The organism is Flavobacterium branchiophilum FL-15, from assembly GCF_000253275.1.
Classification (GTDB): domain Bacteria; phylum Bacteroidota; class Bacteroidia; order Flavobacteriales; family Flavobacteriaceae; genus Flavobacterium; species Flavobacterium branchiophilum.
The window spans coordinates 2,785,988-2,798,106 of the sequence record NC_016001.1 but is presented as its reverse complement, the minus strand read 5'-3'; the positions used below and the strand labels follow the sequence as shown (position 1 = coordinate 2,798,106).

General features: G+C 36.3%; 6 protein-coding genes and 1 pseudogene. 4 read left to right on the top strand and 3 right to left on the bottom strand.

What is annotated here, in order from left to right:
- Positions 1-52: 52 nt before the first annotated feature.
- The 3 genes from FBFL15_RS12070 to FBFL15_RS12060 all read right to left on the bottom strand — a co-directional run bounded on the left by FBFL15_RS12070 (position 53) and on the right by FBFL15_RS12060 (position 5,914).
- A complete protein-coding gene (locus FBFL15_RS12070) occupies positions 53-1,162 on the bottom strand; it encodes a SusE domain-containing protein (RefSeq protein ID WP_014084858.1) in 1,110 nt (369 codons plus the stop codon).
- Positions 1,163-1,181: 19 nt separating this feature from the next.
- Positions 1,182-2,756, bottom strand: coding sequence for a RagB/SusD family nutrient uptake outer membrane protein (locus tag FBFL15_RS12065; protein WP_014084857.1), 1,575 nt, complete (start codon positions 2,754-2,756; stop codon positions 1,182-1,184).
- 98 nt (positions 2,757-2,854) lie between these two features.
- Entirely contained in the window at positions 2,855-5,914 is a 3,060-nt protein-coding gene (locus FBFL15_RS12060; protein WP_014084856.1) for a SusC/RagA family TonB-linked outer membrane protein, read from the bottom strand.
- Between the two features lie 488 nt (positions 5,915-6,402).
- Between FBFL15_RS12060 and FBFL15_RS12050 the strand changes: the two genes are divergently transcribed.
- From FBFL15_RS12050 to FBFL15_RS12035, 4 genes and pseudogenes are all read left to right on the top strand, one after another.
- A complete protein-coding gene (locus FBFL15_RS12050; RefSeq protein ID WP_014084855.1) occupies positions 6,403-7,440 on the top strand; it encodes a LacI family DNA-binding transcriptional regulator in 1,038 nt (345 codons plus the stop codon).
- 204 nt (positions 7,441-7,644) lie between these two features.
- Positions 7,645-8,982: pseudogene (locus tag FBFL15_RS12045) on the top strand (MFS transporter).
- A gap of 6 nt (positions 8,983-8,988) precedes the next feature.
- Positions 8,989-9,642 carry a beta-phosphoglucomutase gene (pgmB, locus tag FBFL15_RS12040; protein ID WP_014084854.1) on the top strand — a complete coding sequence of 218 codons (654 nt, stop codon included), beginning with the start codon at positions 8,989-8,991 and terminating at the stop codon, positions 9,640-9,642.
- Between the two features lie 81 nt (positions 9,643-9,723).
- Positions 9,724-12,027, top strand: a complete 2,304-nt coding sequence (locus tag FBFL15_RS12035; protein WP_014084853.1) for a glycoside hydrolase family 65 protein — start codon at positions 9,724-9,726, stop codon at positions 12,025-12,027.
- The last annotated feature ends 92 nt before the right edge of the window (positions 12,028-12,119 follow it).

Sequence of the window (12,119 nt, the reverse complement as noted above, 5' to 3'; positions counted from 1 at the left end):
AAAAAAAGGCTTTCCCAAAAAGAAAGCCTTTTCATGTATTGTAAAAAATAAACTATTGTAACGTTATGGTGTATTTGTAATCTCTTGGATTGCTTAAATCTAAAGTAATCAAATAGTTACCAGATGTTGCTGGGCCATCTAAATTGCTAGCAGCATTATATGTTAGATTTTCTCCAGCAAAATTATCGCCTGTTTGTCCTGCATCAAATTTACCTAAGTTAATATCCCAAGAATTATTAGCTCTAAATTTGAGTTGTTTTCCACCAACAAGAGCCACAGTAGCAGACCATTTTTTAGTTGTACTATTATAGGTTAAAGCAGAACTAGAGTTCCATCCGCCAGGAGTTGCATCGCCAATAACCCCCCAAGTTGTAATTGGAGTTACAGAATATTGTAAGGCTCCAGCACCAGTAGCAGCAGTATTGGCTTTTACCAGATAGTATCCAGCTGTGGTATTACAGTTAGATTCATTTACTTCTTTTAATATTCCAGAAAAAGATCCGTCATCGCCCCAGTCTGTTGTACCCCAGTCAAAGGTTCCGTCTGGTTTTGGAGACAAAAATTTGAATTCTCCATTTAAATTCATGTAGCCTTCATAGTTTGTTTTTCCGTATCCAGAAGATGCCATTAATGGTAGTGTTGAAGCATTTGTTGGTGCCCAACCTTGATGGTTGCCTGGTACACCAATTTTTGGTAATGCAGTAGAATATGGCGTAACTTTTAAAGTAATTACGTTTGAATATTGTGTAATAGCATTTGCAGTTGTTCCTAAAGTTGATTTAATCCTAACGTCAATACTTGCTTGTACATAAGGTGTAAAAACGTTTGGTGCTAAAAAACCATTAAGTTGCTCAACAGTGTATGCTAAGAAACGATTTGAAGTGGTTCCTCCAGAAATAATTGAAGCAAAGTTTGTGCCGGTTTTGGCTATTTCAACGGTATATGTTGAAGCAGATTGAACACTATTATCGGCATAATCCCATACGAGAGTGGTAACTACAGCCGAAGCGTTTGCTGGCGATAAAACAAAACTTGAACCAGAAGATGGTGCTAATAATTTTAATCCGCCATTTGCAGTTGCAACGGGTTCTGTGTCATTTGTACAAGCGCCTAAAAGCACCAACAATAAGGCAAAAAATGAGGTTTTAAATATATTTTTCATTGTTTATAAATTTTTAAAATTAATATCCAGGGTTTTGTGTTAGATTTGGATTTGCTGCAATAGCCGATTGAGGAATTGGGAATAAGTTATAATGTGTAGGAATAGCACTTCCTGCTGCTGTACCACCTTTCCAAGGCCAGATGTAAGCACTGCCACCAAATTTTCCAAATCGAATTAAATCACTGCGTCTGTGTCCTTCAAAATTCAATTCTCGTGCTCTTTCATCTAAAATAAAATTAAGTGTCAAATCACTTACACTGTTGAATTGGGCTGTTGGAGCATTTGCACGGTCTCTAACTGCTTTTACGTAAGTAAATGCTTGGTTCATAGTACCTCCTGTTGCTCCTCTCAACACGCACTCTGCATACATCAGATAAGCATCTGCCAAACGGAACAAAGGAAAGTCTGTGCCAGAAAAATCAGTATTGATAGAGGTGCCCACAGCATTAGAATTTCTAAATTTGATAGAAGGATACCCATCTGTCCAATTTTTGTAATCATTCATTTCATAGCTGTGTCCATTTGTCCAAAACAATTGTGCTCTAACATCGGTAGAAGCTGCCAAAGCACTTGCAGAAGCTCCAAATTTGCCATACCATGCTTTGGTTGCTCTATGGCCTCCCCAGCCTCCGTTGGCTCCATAAGTGGATAAATTCATGGTTTGAGAGTTCAAACTTCCATTAACCAAATAGGTAGTGTTGCCATAACTTTGACTGCTTATTGGATCTGCTATCAAGGCATAAATGATTTCGTTTTTTGCGGCAGTTACATGATTATCGCCAGAAAAAAGACTTACAAAACTAGGAGCCAATGTATAGCCTCCTTCGTCTATAACTTTTTTAGTATAAGTCAAAGCATCATTGTAACGTGCAGTACCTGTATATACTTCGGCATTCAAATACAATTTGGCTAACAACATTCTAACGCCCGCTTTGTTTACTCGTCCGTAAGTATTGGTAGTAGGTATTTTACTTTCAATATCTTTCAATTCCGATTCAACATAGTTAAACATTTCTGTTCGGGTTGATTGCTGTTTAGGCACTCCACTTCCCAAATCGGCTTCGGTTACCAATACTCCTTTTCCAAAGCAATCTATCATATAATAATAGGCCAATGATCGTAGAAAACGTAATTCGCTAATGTATTGTTCTTTATTGTCTATACTAACATTATTTAAAACGCTTATAGTATTGTTGCATAAAGGCACTGTATAATACACACGATTGTATAAATAACGGAAGAATTTGTTGTTAGAATCCCAGCTAGAGGTAGTTGTTAATTGATCCAATCCATTGTCGCCCCATCTGTTTTTCATATCATCTGCCGTAAAATCTTGTAGGTTGATAATCCCTCTCAAAAAAGGAGATTCACCAGGATCGTCGCTAATGTCTGAACTACCAGGGCCATTTGGACCAGAAAGGGCAAAGGCTCCATAAGCCTTGGACAACAATCCTTGAATGGCATTTGGATCTTGTGCTAAAAGTTGCTCTAGCGTTAGTTCTACTTTTGGTTCTGTGTCCAAATCATTAGTACAACTTGAAAATAATAATACGGCTAAACCGAATCTTATTATATTTAATTTAAAATTTTTCATATCTGTAAAATTTATTTATAAAGGCTTTTTTAATCAATTCATTGGGTTAAAAAATAATTTTTTTAAACAATTGTTGTTTAAAGCCGTTTAAACTTTTATTAAAAATCCAAACTCAGTCCAAATGTATAAGTTCTTGGTCGTGGATAGAAATTGGTGTCAATTGCATTAAAATTTTCTGGATCTTGTCCTTTGTATTTTGTAACAATAAAAGCGTTATTAACCGCACCATAAACTCTTAAAGATGAGGATTTGATAAATTTAGCAAACTTGTATCCAAGTGCTATATTATCGCATCTTAAAAAAGTAGCATCTTGAAGCATGTAGTCAGAATAAGCCATGTTTTGATTCAAGTTATTTAATAACATATTGGCACTTCCGTTATAGAAATTCAATACGTTATTTAATGCTTGTGAGGTACCAATAGTAGCATGTTCGATAAATCCATTAGTAATTTGTCTGGTATCATAAGTTTGACCACCAATTTGTCCTCGGAAATTGGCCGATAAATCCCATTTTTTATAGTTGATGCTGGTGCCAAATCCAAATGTCCAATTAGGTCTCATGGCTTTATAATACCTGTCGTTGTTGTCTATTTGATGGTCGCCATTCAAGTCTGCATAAGCACCAATAATGGCTGCACCATTGGCATCATACAATTGTTGATATACCCAAGCAGAATGGGCTTGTTGCCCTGGAGCATTAAATGCAATATAAGCTCCTGTACCCGTTGGAATTCCACCATTTGGCGAATTGACTTGAGACACTCCGTTCAAATCTGTTACTTTGGTATAGTTATAAGCTACGTTTCCATTTATTCCAATGTTCAGTTGGTCTTGTTGTACCAATTTTATATTCAAATTCAATTCAAATCCTTTGCCTTCTGTCGATCCTACGTTGCCAATAAATTGGTCTGTAAGTCCTTGGCCTGGTGGCAAGGTATATTGCGATAATAAATCGGTGGTTTCTCTTTTATAAATATCAAAACTTCCTGATACAATTCCTTTTTTGAAAAACTCAAAATCAATTCCTGCGTTGTATGTTGTGGTTTTTTCCCATGTCAAATCGGCATTATAGGCTTTGGCACTATATAAATTGATTCCAGGTAAATACTGACTTGCCGATGTACCAACTACAAACAAGGGTCTTGATGGGAAATAACCCACAATGCCCGAAATGCTATTTTGTCCTGTTTTTCCCCAGCCCAAACGGATTTTTAAATCTTGTACAAATGATAAATCTTTCAAAAACGATTCTTCTTTTACTTTCCATGCAATACCTACTGCTGGAAAATAGCCCCAACGGTTTTCTTTCTTAAAATACGAGGTAGCATCTGCTCTCATGGTGGCTGTAAATAAATATTTGTTTAAAATATCTATATTTCCTCTTCCAAAAAAAGATTGTAAGTTGGTAGGACTAAAGTACCTGTTTGTAGGATTGGCCACATTATCCACATAAGACTCTCTTACCCCTGTTGTAGTATTATAGCGGTAAAGCTCCTTTGTACCATCAATTCTAAAATCTTGATAGGCATATCCAGCTTGTGCATCTACTTTTGTTACAAAACCATTTAATGCTTTTGTATAGGCAAAATAGGAATCCATAGATTTGTTTGTAACCGATTGGTTTTCAACATAATTTACGCCTGGATTAAATACATAATTGGTATTATGGTTGCTATTATTTTGATTAAATTGATAACTAGCTATGGCATTATTGGTATATTGTTCTACAATTTTAGATCTTGATGCGTCAATACCAAAATTAACAATTGCTCTTAATTCTGGCAAAAAGTGCATTTTATATTCCAATTCAGCATTGGCCAATATTCTAATCACTCTTTCTGGTCTGGTTCTTTGTTCTAACAAAGCTAGTGGATTTGACGAACCATCTAATCTATCATAATTTCCATTCAAAATGGTATTTTGATAATACCCACCAAATTTGTTCGAATAAGGATCCAAAACAGGTTTTGTAGGATCCATATTGATGGCTCCAGCTATGGCTCCACTTTCATCTACAGCGTTTTTGTCGGTCAAAGTTCCTTTTGCATTAATATCAACTTTCAAATGATCGTCCCACAATTTTGGCGTTAATTTGATAGAATAGTTAAACCGTTGATAATCAGATGTTTTAATCAAACCTTCAGTTCGGTTGTAACCAATAGAGGCTCTAAAAGGTATTTTTTTATACAAATTAGCTCTCGCACTAAAGTTGTGGTCCGTAGAAATCGAAGTTCTAAAAATTTGGTCTTGCCAATCGGTGTCATACAAAATTCTTTTGGTTGGATTGCTTGGATCCTGAATCCCTAACGAATTGACACGAGACGGAAAATACTCTCCAATAAATCTAGCATAATCTGCACCAGTCATAACATCTACTTTTTTGGTAACATTTCCAACAGAAATATTAGACGAATAGTTAAACTGTGCCGCTCCCGAACTTCCTTTTTTGGTGGTAATAATAATCACACCGTTCGATGCTCTAATACCATAAATAGCTGTTGCAGAAGCATCTTTCAATATCGAAAAACTTTCTATATCATTTGGATTGATTAACGATAATGGATTGCTAACCCCAGCTGGATTATCATTAGAAATAGCAACTCCATCAATAATAATCAATGGTTTGTTTTCTGCACTTAACGAAGCCCCACCTCTAATTCTAATATTAGGATCAGCATCTGGTGCTCCACCACTGTTTGTAATTCGAACCCCAGCAGCTTTACCCGCCAACAATTGATCTACAGATACAATAGCCCCTTTATTAAAATCTTTAGAAGTAACTAATGTTACAGAGCCCGTAGCATCTTTTTTCTTTACTGCTCCATAACCCGTTTGAACCACTACTTCTTTCAATTCATTGGCATCTTCTTCTAGCATTACCTGAAGACTTACCTGTGCCTCATAAGCTACAATCGTGTTTTTGTAGCCTATAAATGAAAACACGATTTTGTCGCCTTTCTTTACATTTGGTAACTTAAAATTACCATCAAAATCTGTCGAAACTCCCTTGCTACTCCCTTGTACCACTACGTTTACACCAGGAATGGGTTGCTTCGACTTTTTATCCAAAACTGTTCCATTTAGCACATTTTGAGCCAAAACGCTAAACGGCAACAAGAGGGATAAAATTAACAACTTTCTAAAAATTGTTCTCATACATTTTGTTTAAGTTAATAATTGTGTTAATTTGCTTTTAATATTTACTTCGAGCCGTAAACTTAATATAAAAAAATGTTAAAAAAACAAAGCCTTTTTAAAACCACCACCGAAAACGTTTGCGTGTTGAAAAGTTTTATACATTCGCCATCAAAATTTTTTTTTCAACCCCAAAACACCCTCTATTTATACACATTGGCTAGCATACCATATTTTCAATACAATCTCAAACAAAATCCCTCTCCTCACATACAACATCTTTTGGGCGTGCCCCTCCGTAAAACTCCGGGTCGGGCTATTCGTTTCAATCTTTTTTGGCCCCAAAAAAAGGGCCAAAAAAGGATTTCCACTGCTATCCCTCACGCAAACAACCACCAACCACCAACCATCAACCACCAACCACCAACCATCAACCATTTTTTTATAGTCAACAAAATTGTTTTGCATAAAAAAAAGCATATATTTGTTAAATCAACAACACATTTGCCATGCGGAAAAAAATCACACTCAAACAAATTGCCAAAGAATTGGATATTTCCATTTCAACAGTTTCAAAATCACTCAAAAATAGCACAGAAATTAGCGAAGATACCCGCCAAAAAGTACAAGCTTTTGCCAAATTATACCATTATAAACCCAACAATATTGCATTGAGTTTGAAAAATAGGCGAACGAAAACAATCGGAATTATCATTCCCGAAATTGTACACCATTTTTTTGCAACCGTAATTTCGGGCATAGAGGAAGAAGCCAACAAAATGGGCTATACCGTTATTGTATGTTTGTCCAACGAATCGTTTGACAAAGAAGTGATCAATATGGAAATGCTGGCCAATGGCAGTATTGATGGTTTTATCATGTCGTTGTCTAAAGAAACCCAACAGAAAAAAGATTTTCATCATTTGACAGAAGTTATCAATCAAGGGATGCCCGTGGTGCTATTTGATAGGATTACAAACGAAGTTTTGTGCGACAAAGTAATTATCGACGACAAAAAAGCCGCTTATGAAGCAGTTCAGTCATTAATTAACAAAGGAAAAAGAAAGATAGCGCTTATAACAACAGTCGATTATGTAAGTGTGGGCAAATTGCGAACGGACGGATACATAAAAGCATTGTTGGACAACGATATCGTGTTTGACGAAGAACTAATAATTAGAATTGAAGATATAGAAAATTGCGAAGCCATTATCCAGCAATTAATGGACCACAAATCTATTGATGCCGTTTTGGCCGTCAATGAATTATTTGCTGTAATGATTATAAAAGCTGCCAAAAAATTAGGGTTAGATGTGCCTTCAGATTTGTCTGTAATTGCCTTTACAGATGGCATTATTTCAAAATATTCTACCCCAACCATAACAACGGTGAGTCAAAATGGAATAAAAATGGGACAAAAGGCGGCCAAAATATTGATAGATCGAATAGAAGCGGCCGAAGAAGAAAATTTTGACGAAGAACATAACGAGCATTATAGAACAGAAGTTATTGAAACCCAATTGATTGAAAGAGAATCTACAGCATAACCTGTTGGGTTGATGCACTTATTTTTAATGCAAAAAAAGATAGCTTTTTGAATCATTTTTATTTTTTTTTGGAAAAAAAAATGTAGTTTCAATTTTTTTTATACATTTACAACCTAATCAAATCTTTTTGTATTTACTTCGAAAACAAGATAAAAAGTTTTGATAAGCATAGCGCTTATCGTATCAATTTTTAAAATTACGATAATGGAAAAGCGTAGATTAAGTACCGCCGAAATCTGGACCATGAGTTTTGGTTTTTTGGGGATACAAATGGGATTTGCATTACAAAATGCTAATGCAAGCCGGATTCTTCAAATTTTTGGTGCCGATGTGCACGAACTCTCTTGGTTTTGGATAATTGCTCCTTTAATGGGATTGATTGTTCAGCCGATAATTGGTTATTATAGCGACAAAACTTGGGGTCGATTTGGACGAAGAAAACCTTTTTTCTTTGCAGGTGCAATCTTGGCATCATTCGGGTTAATCCTAATGCCGCAAGCCGAAATTTTTATTGCCGTGCTTCCTGCTTTATGGGTTGGTGCTGGTATGTTAATGATTATGGATGCGTCTTTCAATATTGCCATGGAACCTTTCAGAGCTTTGGTGGGAGACAATCTTAGAACCGACCAAAGAACAGCAGGATTTAGCGTTCAAACTGCCTTAATTGGTTTTGGAGCGGTTATTGGATCATAGCTTCCTTATGTTTTAACCAATTGGTTTGGCATTTCCAACAAAAATGAAGAGGGCGGAGTGCCTTACAATTTAATCTTATCTTTTATCATTGGGGCAATAATTTTAGTGGGATCTGTACTGATTTCTATTTTCAGTACCAAAGAATATTCTCCAGCCGAATTAGTTCAATTTGCTGATGTACAAGAAACAAATACAAAAGAATCCAGTCTTTTTGATGTAATTGATGATTTCAGACAAATGCCAACTACTATGAGGCAATTGGCTTTTGTGCAATTTTTCTCTTGGTTTGGATTGTTTGGTATGTGGGTTTTTACCACGCCGGCCATCGCACACCATATTTATGGTTTACCTATCAGTGACAATTCAAGTGATGCCTATCAAAACGCAGGCGATTGGGTTGGTGTATTATTTGGGGTGTACAACTTAGTATCTGCCATCTATGCTTTTGCTTTGCCTTACATCGCCAAACAAATTGGTCGAAAATCAACTCATGCGATTTCGTTAGTAATAGGCGGATTAGGATTGATTTCTATCTATTTTATGCCCAATGAAAATTGGCTTATTCTATCTATGGTAGCCGTAGGAATTGCTTGGGCAAGTATTTTATCGATGCCATTTGCCATTCTTGCAGGTTCTATTTCTCCTTTTAAAATGGGAGTATACATGGGGATTTTCAACTTTTTTGTGGTATTACCGCAAATTGTGAATGCCTTAATTGGTGGTCCTCTTGTAAAATATGTGTATCAAGACAACGCCATCTATGCTATTGTAACCAGCGGAGTTAGTTTTATTATTGCCGCACTTTTAGTTACAAGGGTTAAAGATGTAGATGATGTAATAAAAAAATAAATTTTAATGACTAAAAAAGCTTTTATTTTCGACCTAGACGGCGTAATTGTAGATACAGCTAAATACCATTTTTTGGCTTGGAAAAAAATCGCAACCGAATTGGGTATCGAATTCACACACGAACACAACGAATTATTAAAAGGAGTGAGCCGCGTGCGCTCACTCGATATTATTTTAGGCCTCGGGAAGGTCGAAGCTTCTCAAGAGCAAAAAGACCAATGGTTGGTTCAAAAAAACGAAGAGTATTTGACCTATCTAGTCGATATGGATCAAAGCGAAATCCTTCCTGGAGTAATGCAGGTATTGGAATTTTTAAAAGCCAATAACCAACCCATCGCTTTAGGATCAGCAAGTAAAAATGCACGACCTATTTTAGAAAAAACAGGTATTCTTTCTTACTTCGATGTAATTGTCGATGGAAATGACGTGAGTAACGCCAAACCAGACCCTGAAGTATTTCTTCAAGCGGCACAAAAATTGGGCATTACCAATGAAAATTCTATTGTTTTTGAAGATTCAGTTGCCGGAATTCAAGCAGCTAATATTGCGACAATGACTAGTATTGGCATTGGAGACGCTGGCATTTTAAACGAAGCCAAATACAATTTTAAAGACTTCACTTTTATAGATGAAGCCTTTTTAAATTCAATGATAAAATAAATTTTGTTTCAAGTTTCAGGTTTCAAGTTAATTAGGAACTTGAAACCTGAAACTTGAAACTTTTTTAAAACTAAAAAAAGCATGAACCAAGATTATATTAAACCAGACAACTGGTCGATTATTGAAGAAGGATTTGATGTAGAAAGAGTAAAATCATCCGAAAGTCTTTTTAGTATTGGAAACGGAGCCATGGGGCAACGTGCCAATTTTGAAGAAAGCTATTCTGGCGAAACTTTTCAAGGAAGTTATATTGCCGGGATTTACTACCCTGACAAAACCAAAGTGGGTTGGTGGAAAAATGGCTATCCAGAATATTTTGCCAAAGTATTGAATGCTCCCAACTGGATTGGAATCGACATTGAAATCAATGGTGAAAATTTAGATTTACACAGTTGTGTTTCAGTTCGAGATTTTCGTCGGGAATTGAACATGAAAGAAGGTTGGTACCACCGATCTTTTGAGGCTACTTTGCAAAACGGAACCGAAATTGCGGTCAACGTAAAACGTTTTCTATCTTTAAATTTGGACGAGGTGGGAATCATACACTATGAGATTTCACCTTTGAACAAAGATGCTAAAATTGTATATAAACCCTATATTGATGCGGGCGTAACCAATGAAGATGCCAACTGGGAAGAAAAATTTTGGGAACCATTAGAGGTGAAAAAAGGTAGTAATGAAGCTTTTGTAACGGCTCAAACGTTCAAAACGCACTTTAAAGTGACTACTTTCATGCACAATAGCATTTGGGCCAATGGGAAAAATGAAAACATTTCACCCGTTGCCATTGATGCTTCCAACGAAAAAATCCAACACAGTTACGAAACCGTAATTGGACAAGGTCAAACTTCGACGATTCAGAAAATTGGTGGCTACACCGTTTCAATGAATCATGCCAACACCCAAACCGCTGCTGAAAATGTCATAAAATTGGTTTTAGCCAAAGGATACGAAGCGCTATTAGAAGAACAAAAAGTAGCTTGGGCTAAAATCTGGGAAATGTCAGACATCACCATCGAAGGCGATGTGAAAGCGCAACAAGGAATTCGTTTCAACATTTTCCAATTGAACCAAACCTATTTAGGCAAAGATTCTCGTCTGAATATTGGGCCTAAAGGATTTACAGGAGAAAAATATGGTGGTTCAACGTATTGGGATACCGAAGCGTATTGTATCCCATTTTATATGGCAACCAAAGACCAAGAAGTAGCCCGTAATTTATTGACCTATCGCTACAACCAATTGGACAAAGCGATTGAAAATGCAGCTAAATTAGGTTTTACCAATGGTGCGGCTTTGTATCCAATGGTAACGATGAACGGAGAAGAATGCCATAACGAATGGGAAATTACCTTCGAAGAAATCCACCGAAATGGGGCGATTGCCTTTGCTATTTTTAACTATTTCCGTTTTACAGGAGATTACAGTTATATTCCTGAAAAAGGATTGGAAGTGTTGATTGGTATTGCACGTTTTTGGCACCAAAGAGCGACTTTCTCAACGAATAAAAATAAGTATGTAATTTTAGGCGTTACCGGGCCAAACGAATACGAAAATAATGTCAACAATAATTTTTATACCAATTATATTGCTAAATGGTGTATTGATTATGCTGCAGAACAAATTCAAAAAGTATCTTTAGAATACCCATCCGATCACAAACGCATTATCGAAAAAGTAAATTTATCGAATGCCGAGTTACAAGAATGGAAAAAAGTAGCGGACAATATGTACTTCCCTCAATCGGAAGAATTGGGAGTGTATCTACAACAAGACGGTTTCTTGGATAAAGAATTAGTTCGCGTTGCCGATTTAGATAGAAGCCAACGCCCAATCAACCAAAAATGGTCTTGGGACAGAATTTTACGTTCGCCTTACATCAAACAAGCCGATGTATTGCAATGTTTCTACTTCTTTGAAGATCATTTCTCAAAAGAACAATTGAAAAATAATTTTGAGTTTTACGAGTCGTTTACGGTGCATGAAAGCTCGCTTTCGCCTTGTGTTCACTCTATTCAAGCTGCTGTTTTGGATAAAATGGAAATGGCATACACTTTCTATTTAAGAACCTCTCGTTTGGACTTAGACGATTATAATAAAGAAGTAGAAGAAGGATGTCATATTACCTCTATGGCGGGAACTTGGATGAGCATTGTAGAAGGTTTTGGCGGGATGCGTGTTAAAGATAACACCTTACATTTTGCACCAAAAATTCCGAAAGAATGGCAAGGATATTCGTTTAAAATCAATTTCAGAAACCAAATTGTGAAAGTTACCGTGAACCAAAAAGCAACTCAAATTGCATTAGAAGGGAACAATTCGATTACTGTTATGGTTCATGAAAAAGAAGTGGTTCTGGAGGCTAATGGTTTGGTTAACGTATAACCTGATACAACAGGATTAAATCCTGCCTTACAAAATGGGTCGAGCCTATGGCTCTTGGAAATATGCCATAGTTCCGTAGGAACGACTCATTG